20 protein-coding genes and 1 tRNA gene are annotated in these 24376 nt (G+C 63.7%); 8 read left to right on the top strand and 13 right to left on the bottom strand.

What is annotated here, in order from left to right; all coding sequences use genetic code 11:
- Positions 1 to 46: 46 nt before the first annotated feature.
- Entirely contained in the window at positions 47 to 2458 is a 2412-nt protein-coding gene (locus tag SB765_RS26095) for a DUF3772 domain-containing protein (protein ID WP_341797536.1), read from the top strand.
- A gap of 131 nt (positions 2459 to 2589) precedes the next feature.
- On the opposite strand, the gene SB765_RS26090 is transcribed toward SB765_RS26095, so the two are convergent.
- The 4 genes from SB765_RS26090 to SB765_RS26075 all read right to left on the bottom strand — a co-directional run bounded on the left by SB765_RS26090 (position 2590) and on the right by SB765_RS26075 (position 7449).
- Complete coding sequence (locus tag SB765_RS26090) at positions 2590 to 3807, bottom strand: DUF3422 domain-containing protein (protein WP_049278074.1); 1218 nt, start codon at positions 3805 to 3807, stop codon at positions 2590 to 2592.
- A 215-nt stretch (positions 3808 to 4022) separates the two neighbouring features.
- Positions 4023 to 5453 carry an aldehyde dehydrogenase family protein gene (locus SB765_RS26085; RefSeq protein WP_410910743.1) on the bottom strand — a complete coding sequence of 477 codons (1431 nt, stop codon included), beginning with the start codon at positions 5451 to 5453 and terminating at the stop codon, positions 4023 to 4025.
- A 13-nt stretch (positions 5454 to 5466) separates the two neighbouring features.
- Positions 5467 to 6966: a purine-cytosine permease family protein gene (locus SB765_RS26080; protein ID WP_341797539.1), complete on the bottom strand. Its 1500-nt coding sequence runs from the start codon at positions 6964 to 6966 to the stop codon at positions 5467 to 5469.
- 93 nt (positions 6967 to 7059) lie between these two features.
- Positions 7060 to 7449 (bottom strand): YybH family protein, encoded by a 390-nt coding sequence (locus SB765_RS26075; protein ID WP_341797540.1) that lies wholly within the window; start codon positions 7447 to 7449, stop codon positions 7060 to 7062.
- Between the two features lie 312 nt (positions 7450 to 7761).
- Here SB765_RS26075 and ycaC point away from each other — a divergent pair, with 312 nt between their 5' ends.
- The 7 genes from ycaC to SB765_RS26040 all read left to right on the top strand — a co-directional run bounded on the left by ycaC (position 7762) and on the right by SB765_RS26040 (position 15291).
- Positions 7762 to 8382: an isochorismate family cysteine hydrolase YcaC gene (ycaC, locus tag SB765_RS26070; protein ID WP_016501520.1), complete on the top strand. Its 621-nt coding sequence runs from the start codon at positions 7762 to 7764 to the stop codon at positions 8380 to 8382.
- 105 nt (positions 8383 to 8487) lie between these two features.
- Positions 8488 to 9306 (top strand): polyphosphate kinase 2, encoded by an 819-nt coding sequence (gene ppk2 / locus SB765_RS26065; RefSeq protein ID WP_341797542.1) that lies wholly within the window; start codon positions 8488 to 8490, stop codon positions 9304 to 9306.
- Positions 9307 to 9342: 36 nt separating this feature from the next.
- Positions 9343 to 10539: a monovalent cation:proton antiporter-2 (CPA2) family protein gene (locus SB765_RS26060; protein ID WP_410932152.1), complete on the top strand. Its 1197-nt coding sequence runs from the start codon at positions 9343 to 9345 to the stop codon at positions 10537 to 10539.
- 39 nt (positions 10540 to 10578) lie between these two features.
- The gene (locus tag SB765_RS26055) at positions 10579 to 11676 is read left to right on the top strand and encodes an AI-2E family transporter (protein WP_341797544.1); all 1098 of its coding nucleotides are present in this window, start codon (positions 10579 to 10581) and stop codon (positions 11674 to 11676) included.
- 3 nt (positions 11677 to 11679) lie between these two features.
- Complete coding sequence (locus SB765_RS26050) at positions 11680 to 13194, top strand: efflux transporter outer membrane subunit (protein WP_410932151.1); 1515 nt, start codon at positions 11680 to 11682, stop codon at positions 13192 to 13194.
- On the top strand, positions 13191 to 14279 hold the full coding sequence (locus SB765_RS26045) for an HlyD family secretion protein (protein WP_410932150.1): 1089 nt from the start codon (positions 13191 to 13193) through the stop codon (positions 14277 to 14279). Before SB765_RS26050 ends, SB765_RS26045 begins: the two co-directional genes overlap by 4 nt.
- Positions 14269 to 15291 (top strand): DUF2955 domain-containing protein, encoded by a 1023-nt coding sequence (locus SB765_RS26040; RefSeq protein WP_410910748.1) that lies wholly within the window; start codon positions 14269 to 14271, stop codon positions 15289 to 15291. The genes SB765_RS26045 and SB765_RS26040 overlap by 11 nt, the downstream gene beginning before the upstream one ends.
- 27 nt (positions 15292 to 15318) lie before the next feature.
- On the opposite strand, the gene SB765_RS26035 is transcribed toward SB765_RS26040, so the two are convergent.
- The 9 genes from SB765_RS26035 to SB765_RS25995 all read right to left on the bottom strand — a co-directional run bounded on the left by SB765_RS26035 (position 15319) and on the right by SB765_RS25995 (position 24042).
- The gene (locus SB765_RS26035; protein WP_341797548.1) at positions 15319 to 17031 is read right to left on the bottom strand and encodes a SulP family inorganic anion transporter; all 1713 of its coding nucleotides are present in this window, start codon (positions 17029 to 17031) and stop codon (positions 15319 to 15321) included.
- A gap of 217 nt (positions 17032 to 17248) precedes the next feature.
- On the bottom strand, positions 17249 to 18349 hold the full coding sequence (ychF, locus tag SB765_RS26030) for a redox-regulated ATPase YchF (RefSeq protein ID WP_410932149.1): 1101 nt from the start codon (positions 18347 to 18349) through the stop codon (positions 17249 to 17251).
- Positions 18350 to 18373: 24 nt separating this feature from the next.
- Entirely contained in the window at positions 18374 to 18958 is a 585-nt protein-coding gene (gene pth / locus SB765_RS26025) for an aminoacyl-tRNA hydrolase (protein WP_016501511.1), read from the bottom strand.
- 79 nt (positions 18959 to 19037) lie between these two features.
- Positions 19038 to 19631 (bottom strand): 50S ribosomal protein L25/general stress protein Ctc, encoded by a 594-nt coding sequence (locus SB765_RS26020; RefSeq protein WP_041167868.1) that lies wholly within the window; start codon positions 19629 to 19631, stop codon positions 19038 to 19040.
- Positions 19632 to 19749: 118 nt separating this feature from the next.
- Positions 19750 to 20691, bottom strand: a complete 942-nt coding sequence (locus SB765_RS26015; protein ID WP_003247410.1) for a ribose-phosphate pyrophosphokinase — start codon at positions 20689 to 20691, stop codon at positions 19750 to 19752.
- A 47-nt stretch (positions 20692 to 20738) separates the two neighbouring features.
- Positions 20739 to 20813, bottom strand: a tRNA-Gln gene (locus SB765_RS26010).
- A 20-nt stretch (positions 20814 to 20833) separates the two neighbouring features.
- Positions 20834 to 21694 carry a 4-(cytidine 5'-diphospho)-2-C-methyl-D-erythritol kinase gene (ispE, locus tag SB765_RS26005; protein ID WP_016501509.1) on the bottom strand — a complete coding sequence of 287 codons (861 nt, stop codon included), beginning with the start codon at positions 21692 to 21694 and terminating at the stop codon, positions 20834 to 20836.
- A 4-nt stretch (positions 21695 to 21698) separates the two neighbouring features.
- Positions 21699 to 22316, bottom strand: a complete 618-nt coding sequence (gene lolB / locus SB765_RS26000; protein WP_176512172.1) for a lipoprotein insertase outer membrane protein LolB — start codon at positions 22314 to 22316, stop codon at positions 21699 to 21701.
- 4 nt (positions 22317 to 22320) lie between these two features.
- A complete protein-coding gene (locus tag SB765_RS25995) occupies positions 22321 to 24042 on the bottom strand; it encodes a tetratricopeptide repeat protein (protein ID WP_410910749.1) in 1722 nt (573 codons plus the stop codon).
- Positions 24043 to 24376: the final 334 nt, after the last annotated feature.

Raw genomic sequence — 24376 nt, 5'->3', positions numbered from 1 at the left:
CCGCGTAGAATCCCCCGCCAAATCGAGTTGTGAAGAGGAAACTTCGATGAGGCGTGTCAGCCTTGCCCGTTATTGCCCAGGCCTGATGGCCCTGCTGGCCCTGATGCTGGTTATTGCCAGCCCGGCCTGGTCGGCCCCGGCCACGCCATTGTCTAATCTGGCGGCTGCCGAAGCGCCAGCGCTGGATGAAAACGCCAGCATCGAACAGCTGAGCGACCGGCTGGACCTGATCCGCCAGGGCGTCACCAGTGAGGCCAACGACGACTTGCTGTCGCAGTTGCGCCTGGCGGCGATGCAGGTTCAGCGCCAGGCTGATGCATTGAGTGCACAGCGCACCGCCGACCTGGAAAAGCTCGAGGACAAGCTCAAGGTCATCGGCCCGGTGCAGCCGGACGAGGCCGCCACCCTGACCCAGCAGCGCAAAGCGCTGGAGGCCGAGAAAAAAGCGCTGGTAGCGCAGCAGGACCAGGCCACCAAGCTGAATCAGTCGGCCCGCGACCTTTCCACGCAAATCGTCAACCTGCGCCGTAGCCAGTTCAACTCGCAAATTACCAGCCGTGCGGCCTCGCCACTGACCCCGGCGTTCTGGCAGAGCATCATCCGCCCCACCCAGGACGACGTGGCGCGTCTGCGTGACCTGCGCGGCGAGGCGGCCGACGCCATCGGCAGTGCCTTCAGCGCCGAAAACCGCTGGCTGTTCATTACCAGCCTGGTGGCGGCGATTCTGGTCTGGACCTTGGTGCGGCGCGTGCTCGAGCGCCTGCTGGCCAGTGCCATGGTCGGCTGGTTGCCCGAGGGCCGCTTGCGCCGCAGCGCCCTGGCCCTGGGCGTCAGCCTGGCAACCCTGGGTACCATTGCCGGCTCTGTATCGCTGCTGCGCTGGGGGCTGGAGAGCAGCGCCGAGTTGGGCTCGGATATCGCCAGCCTGGTCAACCACATTCTCACCCTGGTGGTGTTCAGCGCCTTCATCACCGGCCTGGGCCGCGCCATGCTGATGCTGCAGCGCCCGTCCTGGCGCCTGCCGCCGATGCATGACGAAGTGGCCAGTGCGCTCGGTTGGTTCCCCAAGGTACTGGCCTTGGCGCTGATGGTGATGATGACCATGGAGCGCATCAACAGCGTCATCGGCGCCAGCCTGGCGTTGACCGTGGCGGTCAATGGCCTCACCGCGCTGGTCGTGGCGTTGATCTTTGCCGGCGCGCTGCTGCGTTATCGCCGAACCCTGCGCAAGCATGACCTGGAGCGCCCCACCGGTCTGGTCGGGCTGATCCCGTTCGTGATGGTCGTCTGGCTGACACTGATCTTGCTGGCACTGCTTACCGGCTACCTGACGCTCGCCTATTTCCTCACCGCCAAATTGCTGTGGGTCAGCCTGGTGGTCACCTGTGCGTACTTGCTGACCACCTTCTTCGGTGACCTGTGCGAAACCTTGCTGTCGCCACGTCAGCCAGGTGGTTTGGCGCTGGCCTCCACCTTGGGCCTGGCGCCTCGCCACCAGGCGCAGGCCAGCACCATCCTGGCCGGCATCGGCCGTACCATCGTGCTGTTCCTGGCACTATTGCTGGCGCTGATGCCGTCGGGCACCAGCCCCAGCGAGCTGCTGATGAGCCTGGGCGACTGGGACGGCACCGGCGGCAAGCTGCTTGGCAATCTCAACATCGTGCCGCAGGACATCCTGCTGGCCTTGGCGATTTTCTTCGGTGGCCTGTTCGCCATTCGCGTAGTCAAGCGCTGGCTGAGTGAACGCCTGCTGCCGGAAACCGATATGGACGCCGGCATGCGCGCCTCGCTGGTGACCCTGGTCGGTTACCTGGGCTTCCTGTTCCTGGCCATGCTGGTCATGTCGACCCTGCGCATCAACCTCACCAGCCTCACCTGGGTAGTCAGTGCCCTGTCGGTAGGTATCGGTTTTGGTCTGCAGCAGATCGTGCAGAACTTCATCTCCGGCCTGATCCTGCTCACCGAGCGCCCCGTCAAGGTGGGCGACTGGGTCAGCCTGGCGGGCGTCGAGGGTGATATCCGGCGCATCAATGTGCGTGCCACCGAAATCCAGATGTCCGACCGCTCGACGGTGATCGTGCCCAATTCGCAGTTCATTTCGCAGAACGTGCGCAACGTGACCATGGGCAATGCGCTGGGCGTGGTCGGCATTACCCTGACCCTGCCACTGGAGACCGATGCCAACCGGGTACGCGAGTTGCTGCTGACGGCGTACCACGAGCATGAGGCGATTCTGGATGCGCCCGCCACTTCGGTGTCGTTCAAGGACCTGACGGCCAGTGGCATGGTGATTGGCGTCAGTGGTTACGTGGCGGGGCCGCGGCAGGTGTCAGGCACCCGTAGCGACCTGCTGTTCACCATTCTTGGTCGCCTGCGTGATGAAGGCATTCCGCTGTCTTCGCCGCAGAGCATGGTGCTGGTGCAAGAGGGTACGCGCCCCGCTGACGAGTCGGTGTAAAGCGCGGGGCTGCTGCGCAGCCCTTTCGCGGCACAAGGCCGCTCCTACAGGGAATGCGAACGCTATCAGGGCACGCGATCCCTTGCAGGAGCGGCCTCGTGCCGCGAAAGGGGCGCATAGCGCCCCCGAATTCAATGCTGCTTGGCCTGCTTGATCCTCAGCAGAATCACCAACAATACCAGCAGCACCGGCGGCGCCATGGCCAGCAACCCATCCCGCGCCGTCAGCCCCAACCCCAGCACATTCAGCCCGCCATACAGCAGCTTGAACAAATTCAGCAGGTAGTAGGTGATGGCAATGATCGACAGCCCCTCCACCGCCCGCTGGATCTTCACCTGGGCATCGGCCCGGGCATTGAGGCTGCGCAGGATCTCGGCGTTCTGTTCTTCCATTTCTACCTGCACCCGCGCCTGCAACAGGTCGCCCAGGTTTGCCACGTTCTTCGCCAGTTGCTCCAGCCGCTGCTCGGTCGCCGCGCAGTAGCGCACAGTCGGCTTGAACCGACGCTCGATGAACACTCCCAGGCGCTGGCAGTCGCCCACATGGCTTTCCCGCAGCTCGCCCAGGCGTTCGAACACCAGTTGCGCATAGGCCTGGGTGGCGCCGAAGCGGTGGCGGGTTTTTACCGTGTGGCTGACCACCTGGCGTGACAAGTGGGCAATGGCGTCCAGCAGCCCTTTGGAGTCATGGCCGTCCCCCCCGGCACTGCGCTCCGAGAGGCTGACCAAAGTCTTGTCGAAAGTGTCCAGTTCTTGGCTCAGGGCCTTGGCCGTGGCCAGGGTCAGCGAGGCCATCATGCGGTACGTCTCGATTTCCAGCAGACGGCGGATCATGCGGCCCTGGCGGTAGGCATTGAGGCGGCGGTTGATGAACAGGAAACGGTTGGTGCCATCTTCGGTCAGGCGGAAATCGCTCCACACCACCGCATCGCCCCCGCCAACGCACGAGCCGCACGGGTCTTTGAAACCGTAGCGAGGCAGCTCAAGCCCCTGTTCGTCACGCACCAGCACCTGCACGGCGTTGATCACCTGCGCCGCCTGCGGGGCGATGGCTTCGGCCAGCACGGGAGGCAGGGGGCGCCATTCGGTGTCGGTGGCAGCGCACGGCACCACCAGTGTCAGGGTGAAGAACTCGGTGTGCCGTTCCCACTTGAACGGGTGGCCATCCAGGCGGGTAATGCCTTGGGCGGCAGCGGTGTCCAGGGCCTCCGGGCAGCAGCGTTGCAGCAGCGCTGCACAGGCAGCATCACCGCCGAGCAAGGCCAGGTGGAAGACATGCGCAGGGCCGTCGAAGTACAGCGACGGGCGGGCGTGCAATTCGTTGTGCAAGGCGGTGCGTTGAGGGTGCATGGGTGGTCCGGCCTGGTGTTGTGATTGTTGGGGTACCAGGAGGTGGGACTTTGCAGCGGGCGGGGAAAGTCACGCGGGGCGGAGTTTTGTTCCACCTGTGACGGCCTCTTCGCGGGCACGCCCGCTCCCACAGGGGAGCACACAGCTTGAGGTATATGCGGTCGAGGTGGGAGCTGGCTTGCCTGCGAAAGGGCCGCAAAGCGGCCCCTGATAATTCAGCCCAGACACCGGGTCACATGCTTGACCGATTGGTAGGCGGACAAGCCCCAAGGCCCCAGCTCGCGGCCGATGCCACTACCCTTGGTACCGCCCCACGAGGTTTCGACGAACACCGCCTGCACCGAGTTGATCCACACATGGCCAACCTCCAGCGCATCGGCCACGCGCTCGGCGCGCGCCAGGTCGGCAGAGCAAACCGTCGCCACCAGCCCGAAGCGGCTGTCGTTGGCCTCGGCAATCGCCTGCTCTTCACTGGCAAACCGGCGTGCGCACAGCACCGGGCCAAAGATTTCCTCGGTCCACAAGCGGCTGTGTTTCGGCACATCGGTATACAGCGTAGGGCTGACGAACCAGCCGTCGCGGTCCAACGCCTTGCCACCGGCCAGGCACTGCAAGCCTTCTTCCCGCGCCGTGGCAAAGTAGCTGGCCACCTTCAGCCACTGGGCCTGGCTGGTCAGCGGGCCCATGTCGACCTCTTCGGTCAACGGGTTGCCAACCCGCAGGTTTTCCAGTGCCGCCTGCAAGCGTGGCAGCAGCGCATCGGCAATACCGTCCTGCACCAGCAGCCGCGAGGTGGCCGAACACATCTGCCCCGCGTTCCAGCTGATACCAGCGACAATCCACTCGACCGCCTGATCGACATCGCAATCGTCAAACACCACGATGGCCGACTTGCCGCCCAGCTCCAGCGTCACCGGCCGGCACTGTGCCGACGCGCTGCGCATTACCTGGCTGCCGACGCTGTTGCTGCCGGTGAACGACAGTTTGTCCAGGCCATTGTGATTGCTCAGCGCGGCGCCGGTCTCGGCCTTGCCGTTGACGATGTTCAGCACCCCGGCCGGCAGGCCCAGGGCGTCGGCGATGTGGCCGTAGGCCTGTTCGATCAGCGGGGTGACTTCCGATGGCTTGAGCACCACGGTGCAGCCGGCAGCCAGCGCCGGGGCTAGCTTCCAGGCGCTGGTCACCAGCGGGAAGTTCCATGGCACGATCAGGCCGACTACACCCACCGGCTCAAGGCGAGTGCGCGCGGTGAAGCCTGGGGCGGCCAGTGGCACGTCGCGATTCTTCGCAGGCAGTTGCTCGGCCAGCTCGGCGTAGTAGCCGAAGGTGGCGATGGCGTCGTCCAGGTCGATCTCGGCTTCGTGGCGCGGCTTGCCGTTGTTGCGCATTTGCAAGGTGATCAACGCTTCGCGGCGTTGCCCGAGCTGTTCGGCAAAGCCGCGCAGGTAGGCCGCGCGTTCGCTGGCGCTGGTAGTTTTCCAGGCGGGCAGGGCGCTGCGGGCAGCGGTTACGGCCTGGTCGACCTGGGCCACGCTGGCAGCCATGAACTCGGCGAACGGTTGCCCCAGCGCAGGGTCGTTGACGCTGATGCAGTCGCTGCCTTGCCCTTCGACCCAGCGGCCGGCGATGTAGTGGGAATTGGTCATGGTCGGTTTCCAGTCAGGCCATTTCGGCAGTGGTCACAGGCGTGTGCGCGGTGCTTTTGCAACGCACCCAACGCGGGCCCCGGGGGCCATACACGCCAGCAGGTTCAGGGAACAGGTTGAGCAGCAGCAGGTACAGCACGCCAGCCAGCCCCAGGGTGACCGGCAGGCTCAGGTCGATGCCGCCAGCCAGGTCGCCCAGCGGGCCGACGAACTGCCCCGGCAGATTGACGAAACACAGGCCGACCGCCGCGCTGGGCAGCCACGCCCCCATGCCGCGCCAGTTCCAGCCATGCAGGAACCAGTAATGGCCGCCACGCTGGCCGCGGGTGAATACCTGCAGGTCATCGGCGTGGTAGAAGCCGCGGCGAGTGATCAGGCCGAGGATCATGATCACCATCCACGGGCTGGTGCAGGTGATGATGAGTACCGCAAAGGTCGACACGCTCTGCACCAGGTTGAAGGTGAAACGGCCGACGAAGATGAAGCCGATCGCCAGCACACCGATCAGCAGCGTGGCGCCGGCGCGGCTGAGCAGGCGCGGGAACACGCTGGACATGTCCAGGCCGGTGCCATACAGCGCAGTGGTGCCGGTGGACATGCCGCCGATCACCGCAATCAGGCACACCGGCAGGAAGAACCAGCTTGGCGCCACCGCCAGCAGGCCACCCACATAGTTGTTGGCGGCGATGTAGTCCGGTGCCTGGGTCGCTACCAAGGTGGCGGTGCACAGGCCGAACAGGAACGGAATCAGCGTTGCGCCCTGGGCGGCAATTACCGCCAGCATGATGCGCGTCTTGGGTGTTGCACGCGGGATATAGCGCGACCAGTCGCCCAGGAAGGCGCCGAACGACACCGGGTTGCTCATGGCCAGGATCGCTGCGCCGACGAACGCCGCCCAGAAGCCCGCCTGGCCGTGGTTGACGCTACCTGCGTAGCTGGCGTCGAACGGCCCGGCAAAGGCAACGATGCCCAGCAGGAACAGCAGGCTTGAAGCCCACACGGCAATCTTGTTGACCCACAGCATGAAGCGGAAGCCGAAGATGCACACCACCAGTACCAGCACCGCGAACAGGCCGTAGGCCAGGCCCAGGGTGAGGTCGGTTTCCGGCAGGCCGGCCAGGCGCTTGGCGCCGCCGACCAGGGCATCGCCCGAGCTCCACACCGACAGCGAGAAGAACGCCACCGCCGTGAGCAGCGACAGGAACGAGCCGACGATACGCCCGTGCACGCCAAAGTGTGCGCCCGACGACACGGCGTTGTTGGTGCCGTTAAGCGCACCAAACAACCCCATTGGCGCAAGAATCAGCGCGCCCACGCCAACGCCGAGCAGAATGGCCCACACGCCCGCCTGGAACGACAGCCCGAACAGCACGGGGAAGCTGCCCAGCACGGCGGTGGCGAAGGTATTGGCCCCGCCGAAAATCAGGCGGAACAGGTCCAGCGGGGAGGCGTCGCGTTGATCGTCGGGGATCTGTTCGACGCCGTTGGTCTCGATACCGGTCGAGTGGCTCATGGTGATGCTCCAGCGCGGTTGTTGTGGGCCTGCGCGTGCGCGGGCCTTCTTGTGGGTGCGATGGCAGGGCGGCAGGGCCGCGTAAAAAGGTGATCAGGCCGGCGAGACGACCGACAGGTGCTCATGGCAGGCCAGCCACTGGTCACCCTGGCGGCGGAAGACGATGGTCTCGCGTTCGCTCAACTGGTGTTCTTCGCCGGCGATGCGGATATGCGTGGCCACATCGTGCATGAAGATCGCTACGTCACCTTGCAGGCTCACGTGGGCATTGCCCGACTCGCAGGCGAGCACGGCAAAACCTTCGGCCTGCCACTGCGCCCAGAGGTCTTCGTAGGCACGGCGCGACAGCAGCGGTTGCGGCAAGGTGTGGAAAAGGAACGTGGCGTCTTCGCTGAAGCAGGCGAAATAGCGGGCGGTGTCGTTGCTGGCGAACGCGGCAACGAGGTCGGCGGCGGCTTGGCGCACCTGAAGGGTCTGGTCCACGGGAGTGGCCTCACGGTTTTTGTGATTATGGTGAAGCGATTCTGGTGATGGTTGGCGAGGGAACAAATCGCTGGAGGCAAATAATCAGTTCAGGAATTTGTGAAGTGATGTCAGGGTGCAGATGCTATACGGCCTGCACTCTATGAGAGCGGGCTTGCGCGGTGCCCAAGCAAGACACAGTACCTTGTGGGAGCTGGCTTGCCGGCGATGAGGCCGGTACACGCAGCAACAAGCGAACCGACTGACGGTCTGTCCCACCCTTGATCCTTGCCTACGCTGATACTCCCAACCCGCTGAAGCAAGGAGTTCACCGTGGCCTTCCAATACAAGCGTCTGGACAAGAACAACGTCGCCGTGCTGCTGGTCGATCACCAGACCGGTCTGCTATCGCTGGTAAGGGACATCGACCCCGACCGCTTCAAGAACAACGTGCTGGCCCTGTCCGACCTGGCCAAGTATTTCAAGCTGCCAACCATCCTCACCACCAGCTTCGAGACCGGCCCCAACGGCCCGCTGGTGCCGGAGCTGAAAGAGCAGTTCCCTGACGCCCCCTACATCGCACGCCCCGGCAACATCAACGCCTGGGACAACGAAGATTTCGTCAAAGCGGTAAAAGCCACTGGCAAGAAGCAGCTGCTGATCGCTGGTGTGGTCACCGAGGTGTGCGTGGCCTTCCCGGCCTTGTCGGCGCTGGAGGAAGGCTTTGAGGTGTTCGTCGTCACCGACGCCTCCGGCACCTTCAACGAACTGACCCGTGATTCGGCCTGGCGGCGCATGGAGGCGGCCGGGGCGCAGTTGATGACCTGGTTTGGCGTGGCCTGCGAGCTGCACCGCGACTGGCGCAATGACATCGAAGGGTTGGGGACGCTGTTCTCCAACCATATCCCGGACTATCGCAACCTGATGACCAGTTATAACAAGTTGGCCAAATAGCGCCTCGTGGGGGCTGCAAGGCAGCCCCTCACCAATCTGCAAGCGAAGCGGCAAACCGTCATGAATCGACCATACTGACTCTTCATTCGCCTTCAGGAGAGTGTCATGTCGAAGCCGTCCAGGAAGAAACCCACCCAGGAACAGCCAGAGAAACTGGGCGGCAAGGCGTACGAGAAAGCGCTCAAGCACCTGCATGTGGAGCTGGTGAAGTTGCAGGAGTGGGTGGTGGCCAAGGGGCTGAAGGTATGCATCGTCTTCGAAGGCCGCGATGGCGCCGGCAAGGGCGGCACCATCAAGGCCATTACAGAGCGCGTCAGCCCGCGGGTGTTTCGCGTGGTGGCGCTGCCGGCACCGACCGAGCGGGAAAAAACCCAGATGTACCTGCAGCGCTACCTGGGGCATTTGCCCGCCGCGGGCGAGGTGGTGATCTTCGATCGCAGCTGGTACAACCGTGCGGGCGTCGAGCGGGTAATGGGCTTTTGCTCCGACGAACTCGTCGACAAGTTCCTCACCGGTGTGCCCGTGTTCGAAAAGGTCATGGTCGAGTCGGGGATCATCCTCATCAAGTACTGGCTCGAGGTCAGCGCCGAGGAGCAGACCCTGCGCCTGCAGGATCGCATCAACGATGGCCGCAAGCTGTGGAAGCTTTCGCCCATGGACCTCAAGTCGTATACCCGCTGGGATGACTACACCCAGGCGCGTGACGACATGTTCACCGCGTCGGATACCGCCTGGGCGCCGTGGTTCATGGCCCATTCCAACGATAAACGCCGCGCCCGCCTGAACATCATCAGCCATCTGCTCAGCCGGATTCCGTACAAGGACATCACCCGTGACCAGGTGGTGAAGCTGCCCAAGCGCGGCAAGATCGGCAAGTACAAGGCTGTGGCCTACCCGTTCAAGGTCGTCGAAGAACGCTTCTGAACCCCTCCCTGCGGGGAGCTGCGAGGGTAAGAGCTCATGCCACATGACGGCAGCCTGTTGCAGGCGACGGTGGTGTTCCTGCTGGCCGTGGTGCTTCTGGTGCCACTGGCGCAGCGTTTGCGGATGGGCGCTGTGCCTGGGTATCTGCTGGCAGGCATGCTTATCGGTCCATCAGTGTTCGGCCTGCTGAACAACCCCGACAACGTGGCGCGTCTGTCGGAGATGGGCGTGGTGATGCTGTTGTTCGTCATTGGTCTGGAGCTGTCGCCCCGGCGGTTGTGGACCATGCGCCGGGCGCTGTTCGGTGTAGGTACCCTGCAAGTGGGGCTGACCGCCGTGGTGCTTGGGCTGCTGGCCTATTGGCTGTTCGACCAGTCCAGGCCGGCCGCCATCGTGCTGGGCGTGGGCCTGGCGCTGTCTTCCACTGCCTTTGGTTTGCAGGTACTGGCCGAGCGCAAGGACCTGGGCAAACCGCACGGCCGCCTGGCTGTGGCCATCCTGCTGTTTCAGGACATCGCCGCCATTCCCTTGATTGCCGTGGTGCCGCTGCTCGGTGGCAATGTCAGCACCGCCGACGAAGGGGCCTGGCCGCTGCTGGCTGTGGCTGTGGGCATTGGTTTGCTGATTATCTTTGGTCGCTATCTGTTGACCCCGGTGTTCAAGTGGACGGTGGGTTCGGGCCTGCCCGAGCTGTCCACCGCCACGGCCTTGCTGGTGGTGCTGGGCACTGCCTGGTTGATGGAGCACGTGGGCGTATCGATGGCGCTAGGGGCATTTCTGGCCGGCGTGCTGATGGCCGAGTCGCCGTTTCGCCACGAGCTGGAAACCCAGATCGAACCGATCAAGGGCTTGCTGCTGGGGCTGTTCTTCGTGGGCGTGGGGATGAGCGCCGACCTGCACCTGCTGTTGGGCATGCCGCTGGCGGTGTTGGGGCTGACGCTACTGCTGGTGAGCATCAAGCTGCCGTTGCTGTATGGCCTCGGGCGCATGGCCGGTGGCCTGAACCCGTCCCAGGCGTTGTGCCTGGGCGTGGTGCTGGCCTCCGGTGGCGAGTTTGCCTTCGTGGTGTTCAAGCTGGCGCGGGACCACCAGGTGTTATCGCCCCAGGTGCATGACTTGCTGGTACTGGCCATCACCCTGTCGATGGCCGTGGTGCCGTTGGTGATGATGGCCTTGGCGCGGCGGCTGCGCGACGTCCCCCCCGCGCAGGCAACCCCGGGAACGGACCCCTGAATCGAAACACACGGCGAACGGAATGTTCGGAGGTGCAGCATGCAACCGGGTATCAAGCTGGACAGCGCGCTGTCGCGTGGCTTGCTCGATGTGTTGATCAAGGCTGGCCTGGTGGCCGCCTTGGTGATATTCGCCTTCCAGGTGTTCCAGCCGTTCCTTGAGCTGATGCTGTGGGGGGTGATCCTGGCGGTTACCTTGTACCCGTTGCATTGCCGCCTCCAGCGCCGTACCGGGTTCAGGCAAGGGTATGCGGCAACGCTGGTCGTGCTGCTGGTACTGCTCGTGCTGCTGGTGCCGATATACCTGGTGGTGATGTCGATCGGCGAATCGGTGGACAGCCTGGTGGCATTGCTCAAGAGCGGTGCCTGGAGCGTGCCTGCACCTGCCGAGTCCGTGCAGGCTTGGCCATTGATCGGGCCAAAGGTATACGCGCTGTGGTTGGCGGCTTCCGAAAACATGGCCAGTGTGCTGAACCAGTGGATGCCCCAGCTCAAGGGCGCCGGGCGCACCCTGTTGGGGGCGGCAGCCAGCGCTGGTGCGGCCTTCCTGCTGTTTATCGGCGCGATCATTGTCTCCGGGGTGATCATGGCCTTTGGTGACCGCGGCCAGGTCGCGGCGCAGCGGATCGCCATGCGGGTATCGGGCGAAGAGCGGGGCAAGCCACTGGCCAGGCTGTGCACCGCGACCATTCGCGCGGTGGCGCAGGGCGTGATCGGCATCGCCTTCATCCAGATGCTGCTGATCGGCGTCGGTTTTGTGGTCAAAGGGGTGCCCGGGGCCGGCATGCTGGCCATCGTCATCCTCATGCTGGGGATTGCCCAGGCACCCGCTACCCTGGTCACGGTGCCGGTGATCATCTACGTGTTCAACGTCGAAGGCTTCACTGTGGCGACCATCATCTTCGCCATCTACACTTTTGTCGCCGGGCTGGCCGACAACGTGCTCAAGCCGCTGCTGCTGGGGCGCGGTGTGGACGTACCCATGCCGGTGGTGCTGATCGGGGCACTGGGCGGCATGGTGGTCAAAGGCATCATCGGCTTGTTCATCGGCCCGGTGATCCTTGGCGTAACTTACGTGTTGTTCTGGCAATGGGTTGCGCTGCAGGTGCCGGAGCAACCGGCACCACCTGCTGCCTGAGCCATGCCCAACCGCCGCTGTGGCCTGGGCCTGCTGATGGTGCTGGCCGGCTGCACCCAGGTCGGCCCGGATTTCGAAAAGCCCCAGGCGCCGTGGCTGGACGGCTGGAGCACGCCATTGCTGGAACAGGCAGGGCATAGCGCCGCAACACCCGACCTGCGCCAGTGGTGGGCGGTGTTTGCCGACCCGATGCTGGACGCGCTGATTGCCGAGGCCGACGCCAACAACACCAACCTGCGCCTGGCTGGCCTGCGCATCGCTGAAGCCCGCGCCCAGTTGGCCATCGTGCAGACCGGGCGTTATCCACAGCTGCAGCAGCTGAGTGCGCAGAGCCTGTACCTGAAGCAGAACCAGTCCGGCACTGCCACTGCGCGCGACTCGGTGTTCTGGCAATCCAGTGTCGGCTTCGACATTGGCTGGGAAATCGACTTCTGGGGCCGCTTCAGTCGCGCCATCGAAAGCGCCGATGCTCTGTACTTCGCCTCTGAGGCCAACTATGCCGACGCCATGCTGCTGCTGCGTGCCCAAGTGGCCGACACCTACTTTGCCCTGCGTACTGCCGAGGCGCGGCTGGATATCGCGCAAGAGAACGGCAAGCGCCAGGCGCGCAGCCTGGAGATCACCGAACGGTTGTTCCGCCATGGCGAAAATGACGAACTCGACTGGCAGCAAGCGCGTACTCAATATCTGGCAACCCTGGCCACCATCCCCGAATTCGAGAACCAGCTCAACGCCCTGCGTAATGTGTTGTGCACGTTGCTGGGCCGCCCACCCGGGCCGCTGCCGCAGCTGGATGGCGGCCATGGCCAGCTGCCGTTGCCAGACCGCGCCGTGCTGCAGGACGTACCTGCCAGCCTGCTGCAGCGTCGCCCGGATATCCGCGCCGCCGAGCAGGCAGTGGCGGCGCAGTCGGCGTTGGTCGGCGTGGCCGAGGCGGATCTTTATCCACAGCTGAGCCTGCTGGGCAGCATCGGCTGGAGCTTTGTCTCGGCCAGCCACCTGCCCAATACCTTCGACATCGCCGCCGGGCCCAGCCTGATCTGGAACCCGTTCGACTATGGCCGGCGCAAGAACGCTGTGCGCGTAGAAGATGCCCGCTTGCAGCAACTGATCGAGTTGTACCACCTGAGCGTGCGCGAAGCCGCCCGTGAGGCCGACGATGCCGCCAGCGGGCTGGTGCGCTCGCTGCAGAGTGCAACCATTCGCGACCAGGCCTCCCAGGCTGCGCAACGCTCGCTGAACCTGGCCAGCTCGCAGTACCGCGAAGGCTTCGCCGACTTCCAGCGCGTGCTCGACGCCCAGCAACTGCTATTGCAACAACAGGACGGCTACCTGGTCAGCCGCGGTAATGCCGTAAGCAGCCTGGTGACCTTGTACAAGGCCTTGGGCGGTGGCTGGGACACCAGCCGCGCACCAATCGACCCAGCCACGCGTCAGCAGATGCAACAACGTACCGACTGGGGCGACCTGCTCGACCCGCCAGCCCCCACCGCACATGCAAAAGGTGAAAGCCAATGAGCGACGCCACGCCCCCGCCAGCCCCTGATCGCGGCATGCGCTGGGTACTGCTGCTGATCGCCGTGAGCCTGCTCTGGTACCTGCTGGCCGACCGCTTCACGCCTTACACCCAGCAGGCGCGCCTGCAGGCCTACGTGGTGCCGGTGGCCGCCGAGGTGGCAGGGCAGATCAAGCGGGTGGCAGTAGGCAACAACCAGGACGTGCGCCAGGGCGATGTGCTGTTCGAACTCGACCAGCAGCAGTACCGCATTGCCTTAGCCCGCGCCGAAGCAGACCTTGATACGGTGCGCCGGCAGATCGGCGCCAGTACCGCCGGCATCGATTCGGCGCAGGCGGCGCTGGTGGCAGCCCAGGCCAACGAGCGCAAGGCGCGGCAGGATGCCGAGCGGCTCAAGCGCCTGATCGATGAGGACCCAGGCACGGTATCGGTGCGCCGCCTGGAAGGCGCCCAGGCCACCCGCGACCAGGCCATCAGCCAAGTGGCAGCGGCCCGTGCCGAAGTGGAGCGCGCCCGTGAGCAGCAGGGCGGGGCGCAAGATGACAACGCCCAGTTGCGCAGTGCCGCAGCTAACGTGGAAAAGGCTCGCCTGGACCTTGCCCGTACCGTGGTGCGCGCCGACGCCAACGGCCTGATCACCGATTTGCGTACCGACGTTGGCCACTATGTCGGGGCTGGCAGCCCGATGATGACCCTGATCACAATCCATGACGTGTGGATAAGTGCCGACATGACCGAGAACAACCTCGGCCGCCTGCGCCCCGACACCCCGGTGCTGGTAGTGCTTGATGCGCTGCCCGGCACCGTGCTGAAGGGGCGTATCCGCAGCATCGGCTACGGCGTGAGCGTGGGCCAGAGCACCCCGCCGGGCACATTGCCCACCGTGCAGAACAGCCGCGAGTGGCTGCGTTCGGCCCAGCGCTTTCCGGTAATTGTCGAGCTGGAGCGTGATCAGCTGCCGGACAAGCGCGGGCTGCGGGTAGGCGGGCAGGCGGAGGTCATGGCGCTGCCCAGCGAAGGTAACCCGCTGAACCTGCTGGGCCGGCTGTTCATGTGGTTGATGAGCTGGTTGTCCTATGCCTATTGAGTTGCGCCGCCTGCGCGCCCTGCGCCTGGCCTGGGGTGTGGCGCTGTGCCTGGCGGTGAGTTTTGGCATTGGCTTGCCGGTGCCGATCCTGGCACCGGTGTTCGCTGTGCTGTTGCTGGCCATGCGCAGCCACCCACTGCCCCTGCGAGCGGCGCCGGCCCTGGCGGTGCTGGTACTGCTCGCCTGTGGCAGCGGGCTGTTGCTGATTCCGCTGTTGCGCCACGCACCGCTGAGCGGGGTGTTGCTGGTGGGCGTAGGTGTTTTCCTCACCTTGCGCTACGCCCTTGAGGGCGGCAACGGCCTGCTGGCCAACTTGCTGGTGGTCGGCCTGACCATGATCGCCGCCGCCGGCACCAGCGACTTCACCTTGGCGCTGTCGGTGGTCGAAGCGCTGGCCAAAGGCATGCTGCTGGCAGTGCTGGGCACGGCGCTGGCGCATATGCTGTTTCCCGAACCTGCTGGTGCATCGGCGCAACCGGTACCACCGCTGCCGGGCACCGAGCATGTCAGCTGGGTGGCATTGCGCGCCACGCTGATCGTGATGCCTGCGTTTCTGCTGGCGTTGATTGCCCCGGACCAGTACATGCCGCTGATCATGAAGGCGGTAAGCCTGGGGCAGCAGGCCGGGGAAACCCGCGCACGGCATGCCAGCCGAGAGCTGATTGGTTCGACCTTGCTTGCCGGCCTGCTGGCGATACTGATGTGGGGCGCGTTGAGCCTGTTCGTGCACCTGTGGATGTTCTTCCTCTGGGTGCTGCTGTTCGTCCTGTGGCAGGCGCGGCGGCTGTATCAAGCCGTGCCGAGTCGGCAGGGCCCGGCGTACTGGGTCAGTTGCCTGACGACCCTGCTGATCTTGCTTGGGCAGTCGGTGCAGGACAGTGCGGGTGGGCAGGATGTGTACAAGGCCTTTGCGGTGCGCATGGCCTTGTTTCTGGCGGTCTCGGTGTATGCCAGTGCCATGTTGATCTGGATTGACCGGCTTCGTGCTCGGCGTGCGCTGCTTCGCGGGTGAGTTCGCGAAGCAGCCAGCACAGGGAACCTAGGGCTGCCAATCAACCCCACTTTCTTCCAGATAGGCATCCACAGCGGCACCCACCGTGGGGTGAAAGGCCTTTTCCCCCATATGCTGAAACAACCCGAACCGCCGCATCTTGTCCTTCACCGGATCTTTCATCTCGGCAAACTGCAATTCCACCCCTCGTGCCTCCAGTGCACGGTCCAGCTCGGCCAGCATATCTGCCGAGGTGATGTCGATACTGGTCACCGGTTCCGCGGCGATTAGCAGCCGCTGCACCGGCGTCGGCGACTCGTCTACAGCCGCCATCACTGTGCTCTGGAACTGCTCGGCATTGGCAAAGAACAGCGGCGCGTCCCAACGCAGCAACACCAGCCCCGGAATGCGTCGTGCCTGTGGATAACGCTGCACATCGTGGTACCCCCGGGTGCCATCCACCCGGCCCAGCACTGCATGGTGTGGCCGCCAGCCGTCCCACAGAAACTCGATCACCGCTATTGCCACCGCAATGCAGATACCGGGAATGGCGCCAAACACCGCCACGCCGACGAAGCAGGTGAACGACAGCCAGAACTCCCACTGCTGCATGCGGAATATACGTTTGAGGTCGGCGAACTCGAACAGCCCCACTGCTGCGGCAATCACCACAGCCGCCAGGGCGCTGTTGGGCAGGTGCTGCATCAGGTTGGGCGCCACCAGCAGCAACAGGGTGACCGCCAGCGCACCGATAATGCCGGTGAGCTGGGTTTGCGAACCGGCAGCTTCGGCCACCGGTGTGCGCGACGAGCTGCTGCTGATGGGGATGCCCTGAAACAGCCCTGAGGCGAGATTGGCTACGCCCAGGCCAAACATTTCCTGGTTCGGGTTGACCGGCATTTTCAGGCGTGCGGCATAGGAACGTGACAGCACACTGGTATCGGCGAACGACACCAGCGCCACCGCGATGCCGCCAAGCAGCACCTCCACCAGGTCGATATCGCTGACCCAGGGCAAGGCAAAGCTGGGCAGCCCTTGCGGCAACTTGCCGAGCACTTTCACGCCTTGCTGGTCGAGCCCCAGCAGGCTCACCGCCAGCGTGGCCAGTACCACGGCAATGAGGATGCCTGGCAGGCGCTTGAATGGCTTGAGCAGCAGGATCAGCGCCAAACTGGCGCCACCGACCATGAAGCTTGGCCAATGACCCTGGCCGGCGAGCAAGGCCTGGATCAGGTTCCAGATATCCCGCAGTGGGCCTTGGCTGTCCACGGACAGGCCGAACAGTTTGGGCAGTTGGCTGATCAACACCGTCAGGGCGATGCCGTTCATGTAGCCATAGCGGATCGGCTTGGACAGCAACTCGGTGATGAAGCCCAGGCGCAGCAGTCCGGCAATCACACAGAACGCCCCGGCGACCAGCGCCATCATGCTGGCGATGGCGATTGCCCGCTGCGGGTCGCTCGCAGCGTACTGCACCACCACCGCCAGGATCGGCGCGGCCAGTGCCGAGTCCGGGCCCAGCACAAGGATGCGGCTAGGGCCGAACAGGGCGTAGGCCAGCAACGGGATGATGGTGGCGTACAGGCCGTAGATACCGGGTACGCCGGACGCTTCGGCGTAGGCGATGCCCACGGGGACCAGCATGGTTGTCAGCACCAGGCCGGCGGCGATGTCCTTGGCTAGCCAGGCGCGTTGATAGTGGAGCAGGGTGACCAGGCCGGGCAGCCAGCGTTGCCAGTCGACGCGAGGTGGTTCGGGCATGGCGCAGGCTCTGGGGGAGGAGGGTGCTCCATCACAGCTTAGATGCTGACATCGGGGGCCGCTTTGCGGCCCATCGCTGACCAAGCAACATCCTGGCCCCGGCTTTTTCTCGGCCGGTGCTGCAAATGCATGGCCCTTAAACACAAAACCCCCGTATCGCTTGGCGATTACGGGGGTTTTGAAGTCTTTCAAGTACCGTGGAGTTCCACGGCACCCATCAGACGTTGAAGCGGAAGTGCATCACGTCGCCGTCTTTGACGATGTAATCCTTGCCTTCCAGGCGCCATTTACCGGCTTCCTTGGCACCGCTTTCACCCTTGAACTGGATGAAGTCGTCATAGGCCACCACTTCAGCGCGGATGAAGCCTTTTTCGAAGTCGGTGTGGATAACCCCGGCCGCTTGCGGTGCGGTGGCACCGATGCGAACGGTCCAGGCACGCACTTCCTGCACGCCGGCAGTGAAGTAGGTTTGCAGGTTCAGCAGCTCGTAACCGGCGCGGATCACGCGGTTCAGGCCAGGCTCTTCCAGGCCCAGGGCCTCGAGGAACATGTCTTTCTCTTCACCGTCGTCCAGCTCGGCGATTTCTGCTTCGATCTTGTTGCACACCGGCACCACTACCGCGCCTTCTTCCTCGGCGATGGCCTTGACCACGTCCAGGTGCGGGTTGTTGTCGAAGCCGTCTTCGGCGACGTTGGCGATGTACATCACCGGCTTGCTGGTCAGCAGGTGGAAGCCACGGATGACGGCTTTTTCGTCGTCAGCCATGTTCTTCATCAGGCTGCGCGCAGGCTTGCCTTCGGTGAAGTGCGGGATCAGCTTTTCCAGAATGGCCTTTTGCGCCAAGGCTTCCTTGTCGCCGCCTTTGGCGTTGCGGGTAACCTTCTGCAGTTGCTTCTCGCAGCTATCGAGGTCGGCGAAGATCAGTTCGAGGTCGATGATCTCGATGTCACGCTTGGGGCCGACGCTGTTGGAAACGTGAATCACGTTCTCGTCTTCGAAGCAGCGCACCACGTGGGCAATGGCGTCGGTCTCGCGGATGTTGGCGAGGAACTTGTTACCCAGGCCTTCGCCTTTCGAGGCACCGGCAACCAGGCCGGCGATGTCGACGAATTCCATGGTGGTCGGCAGGATGCGGTTTGGCTTGACGATTTCAGCCAGCGCAGCCAGACGAGCGTCGGGCATCGGCACGATGCCGCTGTTTGGCTCGATGGTGCAGAAAGGGAAGTTCTCCGCCGCGATGCCAGACTTGGTCAGGGCGTTGAACAGGGTGGACTTGCCGACGTTGGGCAGGCCGACGATGCCGCAATTGAAACCCATGGGTATTCCCCTCTCTAAAGGAAATCAGGCCTTCTGGCTGTGCAGTTCGCGCATCGCCTTGGCAAAGTCGCCGGCAAGCACGTCCGGCAGCACGCCGAGGGCAAAATCGATGCTGGCGTCGAGCTTCTCCTGCTCGGCGCGCGGCGCGCGGCCCAGGACGAAGTTGGAGACCAGTTTGGCGTCGCCCGGGTGGCCAATGCCAAGCCGCAGGCGGTGGAAGTCGTTCTGGTTGCCGAGCTGCGCGATGATGTCGCGCAGGCCGTTGTGCCCACCATGGCCGCCGCCGCGCTTGAGCTTGGCAACGCCCGGAGGCAGGTCGAGTTCGTCGTGTGCCACCAGGATTGCTTCCGGCTTGATGCGGAAGAAATTGGCCAAGGCCGCTACGGACTGGCCGCTGCGGTTCATGTAGGTGGTGGGGATCAACAAACGAACGTCGTTGCCCTGATGGCTGAATTTAGCCGTCAGGCCGAAATACTTTTTGTCAGCGGTAAGCGAAATACGCTGGGCGCTGGCAATGCGTTCAACGAAAAGAGCCCCTGCGTTATGCCGGGTCTGTTCGTATTCGGGGCCGGGGTTACCCAGGCCAACGATCAACTGGATGGCGGTCACGTCAGGGGCTCTTCCTTGGAGTTGGTGGGTTACAGTGCGCGCGGCACTGTAACCCGATCAACGCCGGCGTGCGAGTGGATTACTCGGCAGCGCCTTCTGCTTCTGGAGCAACGCGTGGAGCGTGAACGTTGGCAACAGCTTTGTCATCACCGTGGGCCAGAGCTACGAACTCTACGCCTTTCGGAGCTTTCAGGTCCGACAGGTGGATGATGGTGCCGACTTCGGCGTTGGCCAGGTCAACTTCGATGAACTCAGGCAGGTCTTTGGCTTCGCAGGAAACTTCGATCTCGGCAACAACGTGGGAGATCTCGCCGCCTTTCTTGACCGGTGCTTCTTCGTTGATGAAGTGCACTGGAACAACAGCGGTCAGTTTCTGGCCAGCAACAACGCGAACGAAGTCGGCGTGCATGATGAACTGCTTGGCTGGGTGGCGCTGCATGGCCTTGATGATGACGTTCTGCTTGACGCCGTCAACATTCAGTTCGATAACGTGGCTGAAAGCAGCTTCGTTTTCGAACAGCTTGGTGATTTCCTTGGCCACGATGGTCAGGGATTGAGCTTCTTTATCACCACCGTAGACAACGGCCGGGATGCTCAGCGCATGACGCAGGCGGCGGCTCGCACCTTTCCCCAGGTCAGTACGCGCTTGGGCGTTCAGAATAAAATCAGTCATTTTGTTTCTCCAAAATAGCCCCCCGAAGGCGTTTGCGACCAGCGCCAACGGGGATGGCAAAAAAGCCCCGCCCCAACACATGTTGGGGCGGGGCGCTTCACATCAACACGCGTTCCGCTTAGCGGAACATCGCGCTGATCGATTCTTCGTTGCTGATGCGGCGGACCGCTTCAGCTACAACCGGTGCGATATCCAGCTGGCGGATACGGTCACAGGCTTGAGCAGCGGCGGACAGCGGAACGGTGTTGGTCACCACCAGCTCGTCCAGTACCGACTTCTCGATGTTCTCGATCGCGCGGCCCGACAGAACAGGGTGCGTGCAGTAGGCGTAAACCTTGGCAGCGCCGTGCTCTTTCAGGGCTTTGGCCGCGTGGCACAGGGTGCCGGCGGTGTCGACCATGTCGTCTACCAGGATGCAGGTGCGCCCTTCGACGTCGCCGATGATGTGCATAACCTCGGAGTGGTTAGCCTTCTCGCGGCGTTTGTCGATGATACCCAGGTCGACGCCCAGGGACTTGGCAACGGCACGTGCGCGCACGACACCACCAATGTCCGGGGAGACGATCATCAGGTTCTCGAAACGCTGGTCTTCGATGTCATCGACAAGTACGGGCGAGCCGTAGATGTTGTCGACGGGGATATCGAAGAAGCCTTGGATCTGGTCAGCGTGCAGGTCGACGGTGAGTACACGGTCGATACCTACGACAGTGAGCATGTCAGCGACAACTTTGGCGCTGATGGCTACACGTGCCGAACGCGGACGGCGGTCCTGGCGGGCATATCCGAAGTAAGGAATCACGGCGGTGATTCGGGATGCTGAGGAGCGGCGGAAGGCGTCGGCCATCACTACCAGTTCCATCAGGTTATCGTTGGTCGGGGCACAAGTCGGCTGAATAATGAAAACGTCTTTACCGCGAACATTTTCATTGATCTCAGTGCTGATCTCGCCGTCGGAGAATTTACCGACAGAGACGTCACCGAGAGGGATATGCAGCTGACGTACGACACGCCGAGCCAGATCGGGGTTAGCGTTCCCCGTAAAGACCATCATCTTGGACACGCGCAGTACCTGAAGGCTGAGGGTATACCTGGATGAGTATAGGAAAATGGCAGGGGCGGCTGGATTCGAACCAACGCATGGCAGGATCAAAACCTGCTGCCTTACCGCTTGGCGACGCCCCTGTATCTGTTGCTGCGAACGCTTATGCGCTCGACTTCTTGACCAGACTTTGCAGCTTGCGATGCAACATCGAAATATTGCTTCCTTTCGCCACAAACCCTGTTTGGGTCGCTGAAAGAAGGGCCAGAACTTTATCAGCTTCGGCTTTGTTTGGGAAGGCCCCAAACACACAACTTCCAGTGCCGGTTAGTCGAGCCTCAGTGAATTTACCCAGTGAATTCAACGCATTGCGAACTTCTGGATAACTCTGCTCTACCACCGGTTGGCAGTCATTTCGACTGTTTCCCTCGGGAACGGGGCGCATATTAAGGGGGAGGGAATCACGTGTCAACTGTGGATGTGAAAAAATTTCTACTGTGCTGACAGACACTTGCGGCACCAGCACGACATACCAAGGCTCGTGCGGGTCGACCGGGGTCAGTTGCTCGCCCACGCCCTGGGCGAACGCCGCATGGCCGCGCACGAATACCGGTACGTCGGCGCCCAGGCTCAGGCCCAATGCGGCCAGGCGGTCTTCGTCCCAGTCCAGTTGCCACAGGTGGGCGAGGGCCAGCAGGGTGGTAGCGGCGTCCGAACTGCCGCCGCCGATGCCGCCACCCATGGGCAGCACCTTGGTCAGCCAGATGTCGGCGCCCAGTGGGCTGCCGGACTGTTCCTGCAACTTGCGGGCGGCACGCACGATCAGGTTGCTGTCGTGCGGCACGGCCTCGATCTCGGTGTGCAGGCGGATCACGCCATCGTCACGAACGGCGAAACTCAGTTCGTCGCCATGGTCGAGAAACTGGAACACGGTTTCCAGCTCGTGATAACCATCCGCGCGACGGCCGATGATATGCAGCCACAGGTTGAGCTTGGCCGGGGCGGGCAGGGTGATTTTCTGCATGTGATCAGTGCCCCAGCTGGCGTGGCTGCCAGTCCTTGACCACCAGGGTCACGTCCAGGTCCTTGCCGTGCAGTTTCAGGCGCTCGGGCAACCAGTAGCCATTCTGCTCGGTGTAGCTCAGGTACTGTACCTGCCAGCCATCCTGCTCGAGGCTGGCCAGGCGGCTGTCGCCGTCCAGGGTCAGCTTGCTCTTGCTGTCGGGAGCGGGCAGGCCGCGGACCCACCAGACCAGGTGCGACACGGGCAACTGCCAGCCAAGCTGCTCTTCCAGCAGGGCTTCCGGGCTGGTGGCCTCGAAGCGGCCTTGGTTGGCCACTTCCAGCACCACGCCGCCGGGTCGGCCGGTCAGGCGTGCGGCACCACGGCCGAGCGGCCCAGCCAGGCGAATGTCGTAATAGTCCTGGCGCTGCAGCCAGAACAGCGTGCCGCTGCCGGAGTCGCGCGGGGCGCGGATCCCGACCTTGCCGTTGATCTGCCAGCCATCAAGGCTGCTCAGCTGCTCTTTATGGGCCCGCCACTGTTGTGGGTCGCCGTGACCTTGCAGGGCTTCGCGGCTACCGAAGCCGGCACAGCCGGCCAGCAGGGCGATCAGGGTGAAGGTGATGCAATGGCGCAAAAACATGGCGTTAAAGGGTCTCGGATCCGGTCAGGCGCAGGAGGGTCTTGCGCAGGATGGGGCTGTCGGCCTGGGCTTCGAAGCCCTTGGCCCATACCTGGCGGGCTTCGCGGCGCTTGCCGTTGGCCCACAGCACTTCGCCCAGGTGGGCGGCCACTTCGTGGTCGGGGAAGTTGGCAAAGGCTTGGCGCAGGTAGGTTTCAGCCTCGTCGAGGTTGCCCAGGCGGTAGTTGACCCAGCCCAGGCTGTCGAGTACCGCCGGGTCGTCCGGGGTCAGCTGGTGGGCCTTGTCGATCAGCGCCTTGGCTTCGGCGTAGCGCGTGGTGCGGTCGGCCAGGGTGTAGCCCAGGGCGTTCAACGCCATGGCGTTTTCCGGTTCGCGGGCGATGATGGCGCGCAGGTCTTTTTCCAGCTGCACCATGTCGTCGCGTTTTTCGGCCAGCATGGCGCGGGTGTACAGCAGGTTGAGGTCGTCGGGGTAGCGCTGGATGGCTTGTTGCAATACCTGGCTGGCCTGGGCGTCCTTGTTGTTGTTGCTGTAGCTTTCCGATTCGATCAGGAACAGCTGGATGGCATAGTCCGGCTGGGCTTCGCGGGCCTCGGCGAGCAGGCGCGAGGCCTCGGTGCCGCGGCCGTTGGCAATCAGGATGTCTGCCTGGCGCAGCTGCGCCGGCAGGTAGTCGGGGCCAGGGCCGACCAGGGCGTATTCGCGCAGGGCGCCAGCGGGGTCGTGGCGTTCCTCGCGGATGCGGCCCAGGTTCAGGTGCGCGGCGTCGACGTTGCTGTCACGCTCGACCAGTTCCTGCAGGTAGCCTTCGGCTTCATCCCAGTCTTTGTTCTCCAGGCACACCAGGGCCAGGGAATAGCGCAGTTCGTCATCGTCCGGGTATTGCTGGACCAGGCTGAGGAACTCGCCCTTGGCATCAGCGATGCGGTCCTGCTCGACCAGGGTGCGGGCGTAGGTCAGGCGCAGGCGCTTGTCATCCGGGTTGTCGCGAATTGCACCGCGCAGCAGGGGCAGTGCCTCGGAGCCGCGGTCCAGGGCTTGCAACAGGCGGGCGCGCAGCAAGATCGGGGCAATTTCGCCGTTGTGCGCCGGGTGGGATTCGAGCAGTTCCAGCGCCTCTTCGGCCTTGCCGTCCTGGTTCAGCAACAGGGCCTTGCCGAACACCAGCTGGCCGTTGTCCGGGTATTTCACCAGCAGGCGCTCGAAGCTTTGCAGCAGGCCGTCGCGGGTGCTCTGGTCGGTTTCGGCGGCGGACAGGGCGAGGAAGTCGAAGTGGGTGTCGCCCTGGCCCTGTAGCACCTTTTCCATGTAGGCCATGGAGTCGTCATAGCGGCCGGCGCGGGCCAGCTGGATGGCGGCGGCGCGCTGGGCGTCGAGGTTCTGCGGGTCGTTGCGGGCCCAGACCAGTGCGTTGTCCAGTGACGGCTCGTCGGCGCCGAGGTATTCAGCGATGCGGTAGGCGCGTTCGGAAACCGCGGGGTCCTGGGTTTTTGCTGCCTGGTCGGTGTAGTTGGCCAGGGCAATGTCGAAGCGGTTGCGCTGGCCGGCCAGCTCCGCGACCAGCAGGCTATACAGCGTGTCCTGCTTGAACGAGCCATACACCACGGGCTTCTGGGCCTCGCCCTTGCCGGCTTCGGCGACGGGAGGCTCGGCCTTTTGCGGGGCCAGGCTCTGGCAGCCCTGGAGCAGGGCGAAGGCAAGCAGCAATGCGTATGGTTTGTTCATAGAAGGCTTTAGGAGGACTCACCGGCGGTCGGAGCATGATGACACAAGCGCGGGGGCAAAACCCACCTGCGAAGGTATGAAGCATATGCTTAGCACATGCAGACCGCGCAGCGCGCGCAGGGTTCGCCCCAGGCTTGCCACAATGCCCAGGGCTCCGGCTCCGGCTCCGGCTCCGGCTCTTGCTCTTGCTCTTGCTCTTGCTCTTGCTTCTAAGCGCGCGATAGCTCAGGCGACGCGGATTGCGACTTCAGGAGGCGGAGCGCAGGGCTTGCGGAGGGAGGTGACGGGCATGGATGCCCGTCAAGCGCTGGGCCCCAGGATGGGGCCTGCAGCG

This window comes from Pseudomonas sp. SIMBA_067, assembly GCF_046534675.1.
Classification (GTDB): domain Bacteria; phylum Pseudomonadota; class Gammaproteobacteria; order Pseudomonadales; family Pseudomonadaceae; genus Aquipseudomonas; species Aquipseudomonas putida.
Note: the sequence above shows the minus strand (reverse complement) of the source record. Positions and strands in the feature narration are given on the sequence as shown.